The 18,812-nt window shown below is 36.2% G+C and carries 11 protein-coding genes; 1 reads left to right on the top strand and 10 read right to left on the bottom strand.

Features of this window, described 5'->3' with window-relative positions; genetic code table 11:
* Window positions 1-73: 73 nt before the first annotated feature.
* From GGQ92_RS01505 to GGQ92_RS01490, 4 genes are all read right to left on the bottom strand, one after another.
* On the bottom strand, window positions 74-301 hold the full coding sequence (locus GGQ92_RS01505) for a YneF family protein (RefSeq protein WP_184243852.1): 228 nt from the start codon (window positions 299-301) through the stop codon (window positions 74-76).
* Window positions 302-431: 130 nt separating this feature from the next.
* Window positions 432-2,432 carry a transketolase gene (gene tkt / locus GGQ92_RS01500; RefSeq protein WP_184243849.1) on the bottom strand — a complete coding sequence of 667 codons (2,001 nt, stop codon included), beginning with the start codon at window positions 2,430-2,432 and terminating at the stop codon, window positions 432-434.
* A gap of 161 nt (window positions 2,433-2,593) precedes the next feature.
* Window positions 2,594-2,818 (bottom strand): DUF896 domain-containing protein, encoded by a 225-nt coding sequence (locus GGQ92_RS01495; RefSeq protein WP_184243847.1) that lies wholly within the window; start codon window positions 2,816-2,818, stop codon window positions 2,594-2,596.
* Between the two features lie 62 nt (window positions 2,819-2,880).
* On the bottom strand, window positions 2,881-3,543 hold the full coding sequence (locus tag GGQ92_RS01490) for a YneB family resolvase-like protein (RefSeq protein ID WP_184243845.1): 663 nt from the start codon (window positions 3,541-3,543) through the stop codon (window positions 2,881-2,883).
* A gap of 262 nt (window positions 3,544-3,805) precedes the next feature.
* On the opposite strand from GGQ92_RS01490, the gene lexA reads away from it, so the two are divergent.
* Window positions 3,806-4,426: a transcriptional repressor LexA gene (lexA, locus tag GGQ92_RS01485; RefSeq protein WP_184243843.1), complete on the top strand. Its 621-nt coding sequence runs from the start codon at window positions 3,806-3,808 to the stop codon at window positions 4,424-4,426.
* A 383-nt stretch (window positions 4,427-4,809) separates the two neighbouring features.
* Here lexA and GGQ92_RS16330 read toward each other — a convergent pair whose 3' ends face one another.
* The 6 genes from GGQ92_RS16330 to GGQ92_RS01455 all read right to left on the bottom strand — a co-directional run bounded on the left by GGQ92_RS16330 (window position 4,810) and on the right by GGQ92_RS01455 (window position 18,672).
* Window positions 4,810-4,875, bottom strand: coding sequence for a Fic family protein (locus tag GGQ92_RS16330; protein WP_246383962.1), 66 nt, complete (start codon window positions 4,873-4,875; stop codon window positions 4,810-4,812).
* Between the two features lie 335 nt (window positions 4,876-5,210).
* Window positions 5,211-8,300 (bottom strand): type I restriction endonuclease subunit R, encoded by a 3,090-nt coding sequence (locus GGQ92_RS01475; RefSeq protein WP_184243841.1) that lies wholly within the window; start codon window positions 8,298-8,300, stop codon window positions 5,211-5,213.
* 15 nt (window positions 8,301-8,315) lie between these two features.
* Window positions 8,316-9,560, bottom strand: a complete 1,245-nt coding sequence (locus GGQ92_RS01470) for a restriction endonuclease subunit S (RefSeq protein ID WP_221437189.1) — start codon at window positions 9,558-9,560, stop codon at window positions 8,316-8,318.
* Window positions 9,557-12,118 (bottom strand): type I restriction-modification system subunit M, encoded by a 2,562-nt coding sequence (locus tag GGQ92_RS01465; RefSeq protein WP_184243839.1) that lies wholly within the window; start codon window positions 12,116-12,118, stop codon window positions 9,557-9,559. Before GGQ92_RS01465 ends, GGQ92_RS01470 begins: the two co-directional genes overlap by 4 nt.
* A 373-nt stretch (window positions 12,119-12,491) precedes the next feature.
* Window positions 12,492-15,683, bottom strand: a complete 3,192-nt coding sequence (locus GGQ92_RS01460; protein ID WP_184243836.1) for a UvrD-helicase domain-containing protein — start codon at window positions 15,681-15,683, stop codon at window positions 12,492-12,494.
* Window positions 15,676-18,672 carry a PD-(D/E)XK nuclease family protein gene (locus tag GGQ92_RS01455; protein WP_184243834.1) on the bottom strand — a complete coding sequence of 999 codons (2,997 nt, stop codon included), beginning with the start codon at window positions 18,670-18,672 and terminating at the stop codon, window positions 15,676-15,678. The genes GGQ92_RS01460 and GGQ92_RS01455 overlap by 8 nt, the downstream gene beginning before the upstream one ends.
* Window positions 18,673-18,812 lie beyond the last annotated feature (140 nt).

Here is an 18,812-nt window from a genome sequence, read left to right as displayed (position 1 = left end):
AGAAATACAGAAAAACCACTCTCATGAGAAAGTGGCTTTTATACGAACTCATCCATCATATTTAATGGAAATATTATTTTGTATTATCCATTTGACCATTCATAGCACGCATCATTTGCTTAATTTTCTTTTGAGATGGTTTTTGACCCATTTGCATTAATAATGTTCGTAACATTTGCTCATTAATTGGTGGGTTTTTCTTTAAATAGTTCATCATATACTTTCGAGCAATAAAAAAGCCCAATGCTACACCAATTAAGAGGGCTAATATTGCGATAAGTACGACCCAAAGTGTGCTCATTCTTTCATTTCCTCCTTCAGCTTGTCTCTTTTACAGTATAGTAAATGTCTTTTTATAATACAAGTAACACTCAACAGGAAAAGAAGAAATCCTTAGCCAGCGCTAAGGATTTCTCCTCAAATATCTGTTATTAGAATAGCTCGTTTACATGTTTAACAACATTTTCAACTGTAAATCCGTATTCTTCGATTACTTTGTTTCCATTTGCTGACGCACCGAAACGATCAATTGCAATAATCTTTCCGTCAAGTCCTACGTAACGTTCCCAACCTAATGATGAAGCCATTTCAATACCTACACGCTTTCTAACTGAGCTAGGTAATACGGATTCTTTATAGCTATCATCTTGTTGTTCGAAACGATCCCATGAAGGTAAGCTTACTACACTTACATCTTTTCCTTCTTCCTTCAACGCAGCTTGTGCTTTTACAGCTAATTGTACTTCTGAACCAGTAGCAATTAGTATTGCATCTGGGGTTTCTTTCTCAGAAGGACTTACTACGTAGCCACCTCGTTTAACACCTTCATATGCTTTTTCAGCAGTACCTTCTAGTGTTGGCAACCCTTGACGAGTAAGTACTAATGCAGTTGGCTGTGAAGTAGATTCAATCGCTAAACGCCATGCAGCTTGTACTTCATTTCCATCAGCTGGACGAATTACAGATAAACCTGGCATAGCACGGAATGCTGCTAATTGCTCGATAGGCTCATGTGTAGGTCCATCTTCCCCAACTGCAATGGAGTCATGAGTAAACACGTAAGTTACTGGTACTTGTTGAATAGCTGAAAGTCGTACAGCTGCACGTAGGTAATCACTAAATACGAAGAATGTACCGCCGAACACTTTTAGTCCGCCATGTAACGCCATACCATTTAACGCTGCAGCCATTGCGAATTCACGAACACCAAACCAAATGTTTTGTTTATCTGGCTCAGCGGCAGAGAAATCTCCCAAGCCTTTTAATGTAGTATTGTTAGAGCCTGCAAGGTCTGCACTACCACCAAATAAGCTAGGAACTGTTTTTGCTATAGCGTTTAACACTTCACCTGAAGTTGCTCTTGTAGCCGCAGTATGACTACCTGCTTCATAGGACGGTAAATCTTTATCCCATCCTTCAGGCAATTCTTTGTTGATTGCAGCTTCTAATTCTGCGCCTAATTCAGGGTAATCCTTTTTATAAGCTTCGTATAACTCGTTCCATTCTTGTTCTTTCTTTTTACCATTTTCAACGATTTTCTTTTCGTAATCCTGGTAAACTTCTTCAGGAACTTCGAAAGGTTCGTGATTCCATTTGTAATATTCTTTCGTTAACGTTACTTCATCTGCACCTAATGGAGCACCGTGAGATGCCGAAGATCCAGACTTGTTTGGTGAACCATAACCAATAACCGTTTTTACTTCGATTAGAGTTGGTTGATCCGTATTTTGTTTTGCTTGTTCAATCGCTTTAGAGATAGCTGCTGTGTCATTTCCTTCTTCCACACGAATTACTTGCCATCCGTATGCTTTAAAACGATCTTCGACATTTTCCGAGAATGATTTGTTTAGCTCTCCATCTAATGAAATATCATTAGAATCGTAAAGAGCAATTAACTTACCTAATTTTAGATGTCCAGCAAGTGATGCTGCTTCGTGTGAGATACCTTCCATAAGATCACCATCACTCACAATAGCATACGTGAAATGATCCACAACATTATAGTTATCTCTGTTATACTTCGCAGCCAAATGTTTCTCGGCCATTGCCATCCCAACACTCATAGCAATACCTTGTCCAAGTGGTCCAGTAGTCGCTTCTACACCATCTGTATGATGTACTTCAGGATGTCCAGGTGTTCTTGAATCCCACTGACGAAAGTTCTTTAAGTCATCAATCGTTACATCATAACCTGAGAGATGAAGCAAGCTATACAGTAACATGGAACCGTGTCCAGCAGATAAAACAAAACGATCACGGTTAAACCATTTTGAGCTTTTCGGATTATGGTTCATATGTTCTGTCCATAATGTATAAGCCATTGGAGCAGCACCCATTGGTAGCCCAGGGTGTCCTGAGTTTGCTTTTTCAATCGCATCAATTGATAAAGTACGAATCGCATTGATGGACTTTTGTTCTAATACATTTGACATCATGTTTCCCCTTTCATTTCCGTGAATATGTACGCACATTTATAATCGTATAATGAATTTGTTTTTTAGACAAGTATATGACATAAAAAAACAAAGAATTGTAAGAATATTATAACTTTTTCAAAGAGTGCGTACTTTTTATAGTGCACGTTTCACATAAATTAGTGATATTTTTTTAAATTATTAACTTTTTCAGGTGTTACATCTTCACCATTTGGATCAATAACTTTCATATTTTCGATTGTACCCTTGAATGACTTTCTTATATTTTGCAAATATTGTTCTCTTAATTGCTGTTGTTCCTTTTTCTCTTGGCTCGTTAGACCTTCACTTTTCGACTTCTTTGCTAACTCATTAATACGGTTTAGTTTTTCCTTAGATAGCATTTCTATATTCTCCTTTTTCAAAAGAAAAAGAGCTTACATTCGTATGTAGCTCTTCTTTAATACTATATGTTTTCTCCACTTTTTTCAACTAATTGGTATTCCTTAAAACGACGGTGTACAGTCGCTTTGGAGACATGATAACCCATTCCTCTTAGAATGGAAGCTATCTCTTCGAACGTAAGGTTATTATCGCGTAACTTGACAACTTCATCAATAGGAAACTGTATTCTTTCCCTGCCTCTCGCAAGATGTCGATTCTTCAAGTTCCTTGTTGGATCGTATCCATTATGAACAGCCTTCTTCATTCCTCGTTTAATTTTTGCATTATGGAGTTTTCTCTGGTATTCTTCGACAATTGATACAATCTGAAGAACCATATTGTCTCCTTCTGATAATTCTATTTCACCATTGTTCACGAGTGTATATATTGTTATGTCGTGCTTTAGTAATTGATGTAATAATGCAATTTTAGCGTTACCCCTGCCTAGTCTCGTTTCATCCTGGATTAGTAAAACAGAGGCTTTATTTTGATTAAACATGTCAAGCATCGTAAAAACGCCATCTCGATCAATAGCAAAACCACTCTCTTTCTCTTCAATACACGACACGACAGACAAGTTTCTTTCTTTCGCAAGTTGTAAAAGTTCTTCTTTTTGCCTATGAAGAGAGGTGTGTTGTGCTTCTTTGTCCGTACTTACTCTACAATATATGATGGCCTTGTCCACTATTAAGTCCCTCCCTCTTATATTACGCTAAGAGCAGTGCCGTATAAGAATATAAGCGACAATACAAATAAAACAAAGAAAATAATATCCGTAAAAGTAATATTTTTTAACATAAATAACTACCTCCAAAACGTTTGTTCGTATTTCCTATTATACACGAACAGATGTTCATGTCAACCGTTTATTCGAACGAATGTTTGCAAACATACTTTCTGTATGATATAATTCCGTTAACAAATAATATGTTAGAGGTGTTATGTGCATGACAAATTTATCTAAAAGACAGGAGGAAATCCTTTCTTTCATAAAAAATCATGTCGATGCAAAAGGATATCCACCATCTGTTCGTGAAATTGGGGAAGCAGTCGGGTTAGCATCAAGTTCTACTGTTCATGGTCATCTTGCTCGCCTTGAGAAAAAAGGTTTCATACGTCGAGATCCAACAAAACCTCGAGCAATTGAAATCTTATTACAAGAAGAGGAAAATAGTATTCCTAAAACGAGTGCATCCTTTATACCGGTAATTGGAAAAGTAACAGCTGGGATTCCGATTACAGCAGTAGAAAATATTGAAGAGTATATTCCTGTTCCGAATAGTACAATACATTCCGATGAACAGCTTTTCGTGTTAATTATTGATGGGGATAGTATGATTGAAGCAGGAATACTAGATGGTGATAAAGTTATCGTGAAGCAACAACATACAGCTGAAAATGGAGATATTGTTGTAGCAATGACAGATGAAGGCGAAGCAACTGTTAAACGATTCTTCAAAGAAAAAGACCACATTCGTCTACAACCTGAGAACTCTTCTATGGATCCACTCATTTATTCGGATGTTTCCATACTTGGTAAAGTAGTTGGGTTATATCGAATGCTTTAAACTCGTATAATATGAAACTAGGAATCCTCATAATTTTATGGGGATTTTTTATATACATAAATATCCCCCTACAGTAGTTTCCTAAGTGTCTACTTTAGGGGGAGCGTATTAAAATTTGCCTAGTTTTTTTTCAAATTGTCCTTTATAAAAGGGACACTTTACTCAGAGCATCTGAGCCAACCCTATTCTAATTTACTTTACCTACAAACCATCTATTTTAGTATTATTCAATTGCACTTAAATACTAGTCAAAAGAATCCTCTACTTCCTTTGCAACTAACTGAATAAAATCCCCATAATCCTCTTTGATCATGTGCCTTATCCAAAGCTTCATAATAAGCAAGTCGGTTCTCTACTTTAATGACAATTAGTGGGAAACCATCTTACATAAGCTCTAAATTTTGTAATAGACGCGAAGTTCGTCCGTTACCATCAATAAACGGATGCATTCCAACAAAAATTACGTATACCAACGCACCACGAGTAACTGGACGCATGTGTTGTTTCATGCTTATACCAATTCAATAATTGCTCCATTTGTTCCTTTATCCGATATGGAGATGGCGGTGTATGTCTAGCATCCTAAATAAATAGTTGCTAAATCTGAGAAGTACCTGCATAATCATCATGAATACCTTTTAATATCAGACGATGTAAATTCTTTATTTGCCATTCTGATAAAGGTTCCTTACTTTGAACAAACTTCTCTACAAATGAATTAGCTTCCCTGTTATTGCTACACTTTGTTATATTCTCTATTTAAATGGTGACACGAACCGCTTTTTTATTTATACTTCCTTTTAATTTTCGGTACAATCTCTGGTAATACTTTCATTAGTTCTATATTATGCTCTAATTGATTACTTGTTTTCGGATGCTTAATAGAATAGTAATCCACAGTTCTCGTGATGTCATCAATATAAGGAATTTCTTTTGGATTGGCAGTAGAATAAGACTCTACTGATCTTTCAAATATGACTTCGTCGATACCCCATTCTTGTGAAATCTTATATATTTCAGCGCGTAATTTGCTTCGCTTCCATTCTTCATATGCATCATCAAAGTTCATATCACTCGCTATATTCCCAGGTATTAATTCCTCTTCAACAAATTGTTTCAAGAGCTCTGCTTGTTCAAAATCCCCCATATTACTTAGTTCTTCGATATGTTGATAAACAATCCGTAATGTTTCTGCATCAACTATTTGTTTTCCATCTGTTGAAGTGGCTTTATCCCCGATTAATTGAATAATATAATACGCATCAATTTTTTGGGTACCAGCTAGTTTTGTTTCACCTAAAGGCAATACCGGTAAATCTTCTGGATTATCGTCCGGATTATCATCTCTCGTTACGTTACGATAGGCACCGACATAACGCATCCACTCATGCTCTGTTATACCGAATGCTTCGTCTACCCAAGCAAATTCATAATATTGCTGAATCGTATTTAGTTGACTGTTCGCCTTTTTAAAAGCTTTTACGAAGATTTCCTTTGCCTCTTCATCTTTTTCTAAGGCTTGCCATGCCGTTGGATCTTGTAAAATATCCATCACTTCTTGTGAAGATTTTACAAATTCATCTACAGCTACAGGATAAGGTTCTACAATTGCCTTACTACTCTTTCCGCCACTTCCATATAAAATTAGTGCATCATTTACTGTTTCTTCCGTTATTCTTGGGTATTGGAAGTTAATAATAGTACCAAATTCCTTTTCCTTCCCATAAATACGGTTTGTTCGTGAATAGGCTTGAATTAATCCTTGTAGTGCAAGTGAACGATCCACATATAACGTATTAATAAATTTAGAATCATAACCTGTTAGTAACTGATCTGCAACAATAACAAGGTCAATGTTTTTCGGATTCCGACCACTTCCTCCGCGTGTTGCTCGTTCAACGACATCTTCATAATAGGCTTCTTCTCCTCGTCGTTTATCACCGTAAGCATATTCAATTCCAGTGAACGCTGCATAATCCTTAAACATCGTTTTAATTAGTTCCGGGTCGGTAGGTTCTTTATCCGCATCTGTTCCAAAACTAAATGTCATCGCCACGTTAATCGCAATATCATCACGTTCTGCTAATTGCTTTTTAAACTCTTCATAGTAAGCTATTACCCGGTGCTTAAATGCGACCGTTAAAATGGCATTAAAAACTTTATGTTGTGATTGGTCATCCCAGTTGTTTAATATTTCCTCAACCACCCTAGGAATATGCGTCTCATCATGGTAAAACAATATTTTCCGATTTCTTGCTTCCTTTTCAACTTCTAACTCAGAAAGTTCATATACTTCTCGTTCGAGTTTTCTTTTCGGTATATCTGGTTGTTCAGCTAGTTTATACTCAACAATTTTCTCGCGTAATGTATCATAGCTTTCAAACTCTCCGGTGTTTATATAGTCAACATGAAATCCTAACACGTTTTTGTCTGCTATCGCTTCATCTATCGTATATTGATGCAATAGTGGCCCGAAAAGCTTTTCTGTTGTGTCGATGAGTTCACTCTTTTCATTGACCATTCCTTTTATCTTATTCTCGTCAAATAAGGGGGTCCCAGTAAATCCATAAAACAGACCATTTTTCCGGAAGTAATTTTTAATGGTTACCATCATGTCACCCATTGTCGTTCGGTGAGCTTCATCAATAATAAAGACGATTTTCTTATTTGCTAAACTATCATCCTTCGCTTCAACTAAATCTTTCACAAGGTTATTTAACTTAAACGTTGTCGTTACAACGATACCTGTACTAGCAGATGATAGTAGTTTACGTAATTGATAGGTATGTGCTGTATCATCAACGGTTACTGATTCGTATTGTGCATATGCTTTGAAATTATCACTCGTACGACTGTCAAGCTCCTTACGATCAACTAAGAAAACAACGTTATCAAAACCTGCTCTGGTTGATAAAAATAAAGCTGTTTTAAAACTCGTGATCGTTTTACCAGAACCTGTTGTATGCCAAACAAATCCACCATGAGGCATTTTATCCTCATTATCCCATCCTAGTGCAGCACCTTCGATAGCTTGTAAGGCATGTACTTGATAAGGCCGTAATAACATATGTTTACGATTTTCCTCTTCTCTTGCTTCGTCAATGACTAAATAATCGCCAACCATTTGGTGTGCCATCGGAATCATTAAGAAGTGACCAATGACATCTTCCCAATGATTGATCGGTTGATTATGTTTGTCTGCCCAATGAAAAACAAAACTTGGATTAAACGCTTGAATGGACTTTGGAGTTGCAAAGTAACGAGTAGCTACTTCTGACGTCATCACCATCATTTGTGAAAATGCCATGAAATTATTCACATATTCACCGTCTGCATAATAACGTTTGAACTGATTAAATGCTGCTTCTAATGATTTATCTGTACGCTTTTGTTCAATGTTAATGAGTGGTAAACCATTAATGAGCAAAACAATATCAAAACGATTTCCGTTTGGTGTTTCTACTTCTCTAGCGATATTATAGCTCGAATCTCCGCCACGAACTTGTGCTTTTTTAAAGATGGTCAATGTAATTTGTTCACGTGTTACGTCTGGATGAGCATCTCGATAAATGCCATCAATCTTCCCAGTCGATTGTTCCATTGCTAATAACTTTGCCGCTTCATAACTGTTATCAATTTGCGATACTTTTGCCATTACCTGAGCAAATTCATTATCTGTTAAAGGAACACTCTCCAAGACATCTGCATTCATTCGATTTAGTTCCTTGCGCCAATGATTGACTAAATCTTGTACCGTTACTTTTTGTCTGTTTCCATCGAGAAAATCTGGTGCATTCCATTTATATTGTTGTAATTTTGCAACGAACTTGTCTTGAAAAGCTTTTTCAGCCGCATTCTTTCGCCCATTGCTCATTGAATAGCCTCCTCTCTACACAAACATCTCTTCTAAATATGCCTCTTTCATTTTCTTTAGCTTTTCTAGCTTTTTCTCTTTAGTTGTAATTTGATTATCTAGGTTTTTGAAGAACTGACCGATTTTTTGTTGTTCTTTTACGGATGGTAATTTTATATTGATTTCCATTACTCTATTTTTAGAAATATTATATCTAGATATACCTTGTGCTAAAGTTTTCATTTGTTTACGAAATATTTTTGCTCTTAACAGGTAACCCATAAAATAATAATCCAGATATACAGAAGGTCTTAGCCCAAAGCAAAAACTGTTTAAATATACATTTGATCTATCATCTAACCACACTGAAGACATTCCTACCTCATTTGGCGTCTCAGAAGATGTAGTAAATAGTAAATCTCCATACTTTAACTGTGTTTGTTTATCATCCCTTATTACTTTTTCTGTAGCTTTTATATCTGATATTGTATTACTAAAAACGTTCATGTAAGTAACAAATTCAGCTGTTCCATGACCAAAATCCTTTTTTGTTTTCCCTGATAGTCCGGAAAATGTAGTACCTATACTTCCAAGTTTAATCGTTTTCCATTCACCTTCAAACCCTTTAAATCTTCTCTTAGGAACTGTTTCTCCTTCTTGTGGGAACATTTCGGTTAAATAAGCAGACTTTAATGCCTTTACTTTAGAGATCTTCCGTTCTTGATTTGCAATTCTTTCATCTAAAACCTTAAAAAACTCCCCGATTTTTTGTTGTTCTTTAATATGTGGGTAGTATAACGTAACATTCATTAAATCTTCATTATAAATATGAACAACTGAAGACCCTTGCGCAAGTTTAATCAATTCTTTCTGAGGTGCTCCGTTTGACATACTTAACGCTAAAAATACAGGGTCTAACTTATTTGATGTTTTAATTATGTTTAAATCTCCACCAAGTATTATATTAGCCTTGGCAATCACTGATGCCCGTGCAATATCTTCCTTTGTTTCACCAGAAGAAGGAACTACAACCTCCCCGCCCTTACTTATTACAGAATTTTCTTGCTTTACTGTGTAGGTATCTACACTATTTATGATAGTTTCATAATTTGTATATAACCTACCATATAAAATTAATGGATGTCCCGAGTCTCTGAGGTCTTTCTTTGAATAGCCTTTTCCCTTTGAAAAAATCGATAGTTCCCCTAGTTTACTTTCTGTCCAATTTCCTACAGTTCCTGCAACTCTTCTTCTCGGTACCAATTTCATTTCTTCCATCATTCCGTCACCACCAGCTCTTGCATCATTACTTCAAACTGCTCTTCCAGTGATTTACTTTCTTCTTCAATGGTTTCTAACGTATCAGCATATCTTTCCTTTAACTCTTTCAATGTATCTAGTTCATTTTTAAGAGGTACTTCTACAAGTTTTGTGGTGTCTTCTATTAATGAACCAAACCACTTTTTATACATGAGTTGATCGATTTCTTTATTCGTTAAGTTTTCTATTCTTTCTTCAACATGTTCAGTCAATGCTTTTTCTTTTTCTCTAATTGCTTTGGTTAAAGATGATCTTTCATCTAATAGTTTTCTAACCTTGCCTAATAAGACATATTCATCTGTATCATTTGCAACTTTCTTTAATTCTGCTTTTACCGCTGATAAAGTAAAGTCGTCTTCTCTAGCATTTAATGCATCACCAAAAATTTGCGCTTCTTCACTTTCTTCTACTTTTGCTGCTTCAACGAGTTCATTTATTTCATCATTAATAGCTGCTAGAGCTTCTTTTTGTGTTTCCACATCACTTAGTTCCTCTGCATAAAGTTCCTTTAATATAAGTTCATTCGGCACTATTGCTCCAACCCAACCATCTTGTTCTGTTCGCTTCGTTTTACCAGAACCTTTTGTAACCATGTTCGCTTCACGTGTTTTTCCTACTGTATAAAAGTCACTAATGGCAATTTTCTCTATATCTTGGGATAATGTATTTTCCCATAACACCGCAATAATTTGATAACCATCATACGTATTAACGTGATTAAATTGTTTCAATAGCTGTTTAATTTCCGTCAACATTTCTTCTTTTAAGGGTTCAATATCATTTACATCAGCCACTGTTTTTAACTTTTCCCAATAGGCATCCATATAGGATTGCGTTGCTTCTGTTAATGCTGCGACTTGTTTTTGTACATTTTCATGCGTTAATACTTCCTCTGTTAAGTCTTCAACTGATTGTGCTAATTCCACATAGCCCGGACGTACTTCAGTAAGTGAATTATATAAAACATCTTTCGTCATTTCGTTTAGTACTATTAAATTTTCTATTTGGCTTAATGGAATACCACCATATAAATGTGCATCTACATCATGGGGAATTTCTTCTTCTACCGCTTCAATATAACGTGGAATATTTAGATTATATTCATTTTCTATAATGTCTTTTTTCGTTGCTAGATAACTATAACCTGGTACATTCGTGCGTTCGATATATGTATCTACAATTTTAGCGATATCTTTCTCTTGTAAGACGTGCTGCTTTCCTTCTTTTACAAACGATTTAGAAGCATCAATCATAAGAACAGGATCATCTAGCTTTCTGTTCTTTTTCAAAATCATTACCGTTACAGGAATGCCTGTATTGGTAAACAATTTATCTGGCAAGCCGATGATTGTATCAATATAATTCTTCTCTAATAATCGTTTACGAATTTCCCCTTCTGCCCCTCCACGGAATAACACACCATGTGGAAGTACAATTGCCATCGTACCTTCTTGCCCCAAATGGAATAAACCGTGTAATAAAAATGCATAATCACCTTTGGAATCTGGTGGTAAAACGCCTGCAACTTCAAAACGTGGGTCTGTTACTTTTATATCTTCTTGATTCCAATTTTTAACCGAGTATGGTGGATTCATCACGACCGCATCAAACTGAACACCTTCATTGGGACGTTCTGGATCTTCAGGCCAATCTTGCCCTAATGTATCACCATTTTTCACAGTCATTTTTTCCGGTCGAACACCATGTAATAACAGATTCATTCGAGTTAAGTTATAGGTAGCCGTATTTTTTTCTTGCCCATAGTAATGGAGATCTTTTCGGTTATCTTCTGTTAAATGTCGACTAACTGTTAAAAGTAAGGAACCCGATCCAACCGTAGGGTCATAGATCGATTTTACCTTCGTAGTTTTAGCAACAATTTGTGCCATGACTTCACTTACTTGACGTGGCGTATAGAACTCTCCAGCTTTTTTTCCTGATTCCATCGCAAATTGTCCGATTAAATATTCGTAAGCATCCCCTAACACATCACCTTTTTGGAGTGCTACCATGTCTAAATCAGCAAATAACTCAATTAATTTACGAATGTTTTTACTTCGAGCGTTCAAATTACTTCCTAAAGCAGTATCTGTTAAATCAATCGTCGAACTAGAAAAAAGTCCTTTAAAATCATCAATATCTCCAGTTGTAGCAACCGTACGCTCGAAACTTTGTAAACTCTCTGTTACTTTCTCTAATTCAAATGTACCTTCACGAATATCTTTTAACCATGTCTGGTATAAGTGTTGAGGTAATACATAATATCCAAGCACATTTTGAATCATATTGATGAGATTGTCCCCATAACTTTCGTAAGCCTGTTCATAAGCTTGGACAATTTCTTCCTCATTCCCTTTCGTACCACTTGTTGTTACAAAAGTTTCAAGTGTTTTATCACTAAGGAACTTATAGAACATTAAACCTAACATATAATCCTTATAACGGCTGGCATCCATTGACCCTCTTAGATCATTAGCACCATCCCATAATCTTCTTTTAATATCATCTGATGTAATCATGCTCTTTCACCCTCAATTAAATCTATTTTCTCGTAAGATATTGTCCAACCTATATGGAAGGTCGATATTTTTTTCCAATACTTTTTTTAATTTAAATACTTGTTTTGTAGCATCCATATCATCATGCTTCCATATCATGATTTGCAAACCAGGTCTTTTATCCCAATTCATTATGGATACTTATATCTTAGAATAACATGTTGTCGTGATGAATTCATTAATTGTTGTTCATCTAAAAGCTATTATTGAAGATGTTCGAAATACATTGATTCAAATCAATTACCATTAAGTTCTCATTGGCATACTTAGATGAATCCTCATTTTGCGCCTTCCTTATAACTAAAAGGGGCCAGCATAGAATAGCCGCTTGCATTTATTTCAAAGATTCTTCAACAGTTTCTGAAAAGAAAAACAACTTAACATCTCTAACCTTTTCCCCAGTCATATGCTCCCAAGCGTTTTGATAAAACAGAATTTGTTCATGATAGAAATCTTTTAACCTGCTAAAATCATTCGCTTTCTTTGCTCGGTCGGTTTTGTAATCGACAATAAACCATTCCCCATCAAGCTTATAAATTAAATCAATTATCCCAGTAACATAGACATCTTGCTGCTGGTCCTCCATCGGCATCAGAGAATATAGCTGGTCATCCTGAGATACTTTGAGGTTAAATGGCACTTCTGTAAGAACTTCCTCGGCTGAATCCAGCATCATCCATATATCCGAGTTCTTAAAAGCTTGGATATATTCATAAACCTCTACTTCCCGTTCGAGAGGTAAATCGTGCCTAGACAGCGCATTTCGCACAAAATGGGTTACGTCTTCTTTCTGCACGACTTTCTCAAGTACATCATGAATGACGGTTCCCCACTCCTTTCCACCGCCAACTTCCCTTTCCATCGCTAAAACTCCCTTATCATCGGTTGGACTCCACCACTCATACGTTGCTTCTTTACGTTTATCTAGCCAGTCCAAGGGATTCCTTGTTTCCCGATGATAGTCTGTTATATGTAGATAGGCAGGTTCGGTTGTTGATAACTCTTCATCACTTATTTCTACTTCTTCGATATTCTCAATCGTCAACAATTCTTTCCAAGGATTATTTTTATTACTTTTCGCACTAGAACTTATAATTAATGCTTTTTCTGCTCTTGTAGCAGCGACATACAGAATCCGTATCTCTTCTTCGATTAAATAACTCAATTCTTCCTCTCTCCATGCGTCCCACTCTAACGGAAGGGCGACAGGCTTTTTGTTGATAGTAAAGGAAAAATAACCTTTCGAGCCATGGTCATCCCTTTTGATATGTTTGTCTACGATTGATGCTGTTTTCACTTGTTTACTAGGATGTGCCAAAAATACAATTGGTGCTTCAAGTCCCTTTGCCTTATGAATATTCATGACACGTACTGCACTAGCATCTTGCTCTAGATTAGCTACTTCCGTTTTTTCATTCACCATGTGACAAAACGTTTGGAAGATTGAATGATACGTTGTATTCCCTATGGATTCTTCTTTCTTTAGTCGTTCGAGAATTTGTAATAAGCTTTTATGTGCAGCTTTTCCTAATTGGTGATGGACAAGTAAGGCATAAAAACCTATATCCTCCATAATCTTCTCTATCGCAACCGTTGGGGTAAAATTTCGAATCCATTTTTGATAGGTGGAAAGTTTGCTTAGGGCAAGCTCGAACTTTTTCTTTGTTTCTTCCGGTATATCCTCTGGAATGGCACTGTACAAAGTAAAGGAACCTTTCGCTTGTTTCCACTGGTACAAATCCTCATCACTAATGCCGAAAAAATTGCTACGAAGCGTCGCTACAAACGCAACAGAATCAGTCGGATCAATAAATGTTTCGAGGACTGTCAGCATGTCACGGAACTCTATTAACTCACCAATTTGAATACTACCACTAACACTCACCGGTATACCTAAGTCTTCGATTGCCTGTGCATACGTTGCAATTCCTTCATTGTAACGATTTAATACCATAAAATCTTTAGCTGGATAGCCCTCGTTTATTCGCTCTTTGATATAGCGTGCGATATTGTCTGCATCTTTTGCGAGTACGTCATTTTTCCTAGAATAATCTACAGGTACGGTAATTTGCTTAATACCCGTTAAAGAGGTGCGGTCATCCTCATGATACGCATGTAAGGCACGATAAGCTGCTTGATAAGTTGTTTCCTTTTCTGGCAAGAGCTGTTCAAACACTTGATTTAAGCTTTCTGTAACGGTATTAACGGTTCGGAAGTTCATTATTAGCTGTAAGACTTCCCCACCATGTTCCTCGATTAGCTCTTTAACACGGTTATACGTATCAATATCTGCACGTCGGAATCGATAAATAGCCTGCTTAGGATCACCAACTACAAATAACGAACCTGCTCTAGGCTTACAGTTTGTCCAAACTTTTTCTTGCAAGTCTTCACTAGTTAGGAAAAACATCATTTCGGCCTGAATAGGATCCGTATCCTGGAATTCATCAACAAGCAAGCATTGATATTTTTGTTGAAAATACCCTCTAACCTCTGCATTTTCTTTCAAAAGGGACGTAGCTTTCAAAAGTAAATCTTGATAATTTAATAAGGAACGTTGCCGCTTCAACTCTTCGTAAGCTTCTAAGGCACCCGCTAAAAACTTGATGACGATTGGATGAGAATACTCCCACCACGATTGGAGTATTGGTTTTATAGATTTCTCAAATTCGTCTGTAATTTTTTCACTATAGTACCTAACGTCTTCTTTATATTCAGGTTTCCAACGATTAAATGTTGGCTTTAGCTTCTTGTTAAATAGCTTAAAAATCACCATTATATCATTATCCTTGCTTTCATCCATGTGACGAATTTTCATTAATGCACTAATGAGTGATTTTTGCAGTGGGTCATAACCTTTTTCAGGTTCCTCATTTGGTAATAATCGTGCAGCTTCCTTAATCAAAAGCGAAAATGAATGGAAGGATGACTTCAAATCAGGTTTGTCAATCCTCTTGGTTACCCATTCCAAGTCTGTGTAATCCTTCATCTTCGTTGTCTTAAAGTAATTAAATAAATCATCCTCATTAATCCCAAGCTCATTAACATCCTTTAACTCTTGTCCATGGCTATCTTTTAACTGATAAAGGTATAGATGCCATGCCTCTTCCAATAGCTCATCGTCTTCCGCTTCTTCTAATTCCTGAAAATTGATGTCAAGCTTAGCTTCCATTGGTCTTTCTCTTAATAGTTTTGAACAGAAGGAATGAACGGTACCAATAAAGCACTTTTCCATATTTTGAATTGCAACACTAAGTCTTTTCTGTTTCGTGGTATCCGTTTCATCTTTCCATTTCTTTTCTAATTCCACTTGAAAGCGGAGTTTCAATTCATCGGCTGCTTTTCTCGTAAATGTGATAGCAACGATTTTCTCAATAGGGCAAGTACCTGAATAGATTAAGTTAACCATTCGCCCCACTAAACTTGTTGTTTTACCAGAGCCTGCACCCGCTTCTATTAAAAAATTCGTAGTAAGATTATTCTTTATTTTATCGCGTGCTTCTTGATCAACAATTGATTTACTCATAGGCCCTTACCCCCTTAAATTTTTGTACTCCTTCTGCAAGACTATCCATTTGTTTTTGTTTCAAGGTCTCTTGTGGATAAAGTTCTCGACGACAAACTGCTTTGAAATCACAAAACGTACAGTCATCCGCATTATCTGTCATGGAAAAATGTCCATGCTTAATGACATCAATCAATTTCTCTAAAATATCAAGTCCATTAGTCCTTAGCACATTATCCTGATTTCGAACATATCTTTCTCCTAATCCTTTCACACTTGGAAAGTAGTAGGAACTTTCTTTCACTGTTCCCGCCTCTAGTTTTAAATGCTCTTCAATGGCTAATGCATAGATAAAATGCTGCAGCTGTCTTCCTCCACGGAATTGATTCTTATCATGGTAGTTATAAGTACTACCTGTTTTATAATCAATAATGTGAAAATGTCCATCGTTGGACTGATCCACTCGATCAACGATTCCCCTTACTTGGATTGTTTCTCCTGCTGGCAAAGTAATTGTTGCTGGTTCAGCTCCATTCAATCCAAAAGCATGTTCAAAGTATTTTGCTTGATAGCCTTCTGAATAACTCTCCTCTTCCTTTAAGAAAATTCGACAGCATTGATAGATATCGTTCATTTCTCTTTCCAACACCCGCTCACTAGGAGGTGGTTGAATCGCTTTTTGTTCATCTATTTTTTTCTTTGCAATAGTCAAGATAGTTTCCAGGTGTTTCTTATAAGTAGGCTTTTCGCCATCCAATGTTTTATAATAAGATTCAAAAATGCTATGAAGCAAACTACCTCTTGTAGGTGCATCTAACCATGAATAAGGGTCAAACTCTGTTTCTTCAATTGGTTTTAATTTCAAGATGTTTTCTAGAAAATACGAATATGGACATGTTGCCAATCTTTCTAATCTCCCAGAAGAAAGTACTAGCTTTTCATTTTGTCGAGGATCAAAGAGATCTCTGTCAATATTGACCTTTCCATCAAAATGTGTAAATTCACCTTCTGTTCTTGCTTCTTCAGCCTCTTCACCGAACACTAAGTTTTGATAGGAATTTAATAGTTCCTGTTCTAAGCGAATATTTGCATCTTTTTCTAACAACTGATTCCAGTAATCTTTCGCCTCAAACGTAGCCGGTGATGTCAGCGGAGACTCTAGCTTTGCTAATTCTTCAAAATCAGCGTTAGGATTTTCCGTTATCATTCGATATCCTTGCAGAAAGATATGTGCAGGATTGACAGTTCGATTATCGTTAATAGAAAAAGTACAATAACTAAAAAAAACGTTTCCTTGCGTTTGCGCTAACAACTGTAGCATCGCAAATAAATTGTTAGTGCTATTCTCCTGAAGTATTGGCATAAATCCATTAAGCTGTTTTCTTTCTTTATCTAATATAAGTGGATCTTCGTTTGATTCGCCTGGAAATGCATGATTGTCGAGTCCAACAATAAAAACATTTTTACGATTATGATAGATTCCATTATAATAGGAACCAACATGTAAATAACCTGGTTTTGGTCCTGACTTATGAACCCGTAGCATGAAGAGGAGTTCTCTTACCTTTTGAAACGCTTCAAACGGACGTAACGTTTCATTGGCATATGGGAAGATGGCTTCCATTTCTTCGATGAGCTCTGCCTTAGCAAGCTCATCTAGGATGGAAGTAGTTTTGGCGTGCTTTTTGACCATAGTAGATATACCTTGTAAAATGTCTTGATAGTTTAACTCTGAACCTACTATTGGTAGACTTCTAAATAATCTTTGAAACCACGTTTTAAGCCAAGTTATATCATTAACCTGTTTTTGATAATATTCCTGTAGTTCTTCGTTTTCAGCTTTTATTTGTTTTTGTTGCATTTGAATCTTCAATTGTTCCAACTGGCGACTATATCGAGATTGGCTCCATCCAACCTTAGCATCGCGAAGATACTTGGAGATTTTACTTTTGGAAGGTGCTTCTTCTGGCAGTTCTATTAACCCTTCATTCATCATTTCAATAAAGGTTCGAACATTGTAGTCTTCCTTCAACCATTTGATTAATCCTGCAACTAATCTACCTGGCTGACTATAAAGAATCGACAGACCGTCTTCAAAAGTAACTGGAATTTGATATTTTTCCGATAGCTGATAAATAGTCGTTATATACGGTTCCGCTTTCGGATAAAAAATGACGGTATCATCCAGCGCAGCCTCCGATTGCTTGATTTGTTGCAACACTTGCTTTATCTCTACTTCTTCTGTTTTTGCTGTAAATAATGTAATGTTAGGCTTTTTAGGAAGCTCCTCTACATGATATAAATAACTAAATGCGGTTGGCGCACTCCATTCGATCGAACGTAAATCCTTTTCCTCGTGTTCTGGAATAGAAACACCGTAAACAGCCGGTAACGGGAGCTTGAATACATTTTTTGATAAAAATTGCTGCAGGAAATCATGTGATAATTGGGTTAACGTAAGGTTGGATTGCATAATAAATACAGCATTGTTTTGCGGTCGAGCTAGGTTACTTGCTTCACGAAACAAATGAGCTTTATCCATGAATTGATACTGTCTCAGAGCCTCTTCATAGCGATTCATGATTCGTTGGAAGTCATCTGCTTTTTCTGAAGAAATAAATGCTTCTTTCTTTAGGGTGTCTTTTGTATAACCAGCAAGTCGCAATTGAGAGATACTTTGATGAATACTACTACTAAAAGATGGAGTCACTTCTAAGTCTAGAAAATAAGAAAGTTCTTTATTTTCATTCAAATCTTTAAGTATATGATAAATAAATTGCGTCCCAATGGACTGTTCTATGAGTGGTAATACATGATTAGATTTTTGGTTCATGACATCTACAGCTAAATTGTGCACTGTATTCGTTTTTAACTGAATCACATGACCATACTCATTTACATATGCCTGTTTAATCTCTTGGCCAATTGAATGAGTATCGACTATTAGTATTTTTTCTTTTAACGGATATTCTTTACAAATGTTGTGAAGTTTATCTATTAACGCGTTCATAATACCGCCTCCTTGCAATTTTCTTCAGAATGAACATATTAGACTCTCTTTTATATTTGGGTTATATCACTCAGGTCTATTATACTATCTATATCGACTTAATTTCATTGAATTATGCATTAAATAGTAACTTATTTTTC

The sequence above is a fragment of the Gracilibacillus halotolerans genome, from assembly GCF_014206945.1.
Classification (GTDB): Bacteria; Bacillota; Bacilli; order Bacillales; family Amphibacillaceae; genus Gracilibacillus; species Gracilibacillus halotolerans.
The sequence above is the reverse complement of the archived record's forward strand: the minus strand, read 5'-3'. Positions and strand labels throughout refer to the sequence as shown.

Bases quoted from the DNA above. Each gene is read 5' to 3' on its own strand.
- GGQ92_RS01505 (WP_184243852.1), bottom strand. From the start codon at position 301: ATGAGCACACTTTGGGTCGTACTTATCGCAATATTAGCCCTCTTAATT.
- GGQ92_RS01470 (WP_221437189.1), bottom strand. From the start codon at position 9,560: ATGATGGAAGAAATGAAATTGGTACCGAGAAGAAGAGTTGCAGGAACT.
- GGQ92_RS01475 (WP_184243841.1), bottom strand. From the start codon at position 8,300: ATGAGCAATGGGCGAAAGAATGCGGCTGAAAAAGCTTTTCAAGACAAG.
- GGQ92_RS01465 (WP_184243839.1), bottom strand. From the start codon at position 12,118: ATGATTACATCAGATGATATTAAAAGAAGATTATGGGATGGTGCTAAT.
- GGQ92_RS01495 (WP_184243847.1), bottom strand. From the start codon at position 2,818: ATGCTATCTAAGGAAAAACTAAACCGTATTAATGAGTTAGCAAAGAAG.
- lexA (WP_184243843.1), top strand. From the start codon at position 3,806: ATGACAAATTTATCTAAAAGACAGGAGGAAATCCTTTCTTTCATAAAA.
- tkt (WP_184243849.1), bottom strand. From the start codon at position 2,432: ATGTCAAATGTATTAGAACAAAAGTCCATCAATGCGATTCGTACTTTA.
- GGQ92_RS01455 (WP_184243834.1), bottom strand. From the start codon at position 18,672: ATGAACGCGTTAATAGATAAACTTCACAACATTTGTAAAGAATATCCG.
- GGQ92_RS01460 (WP_184243836.1), bottom strand. From the start codon at position 15,683: ATGAGTAAATCAATTGTTGATCAAGAAGCACGCGATAAAATAAAGAAT.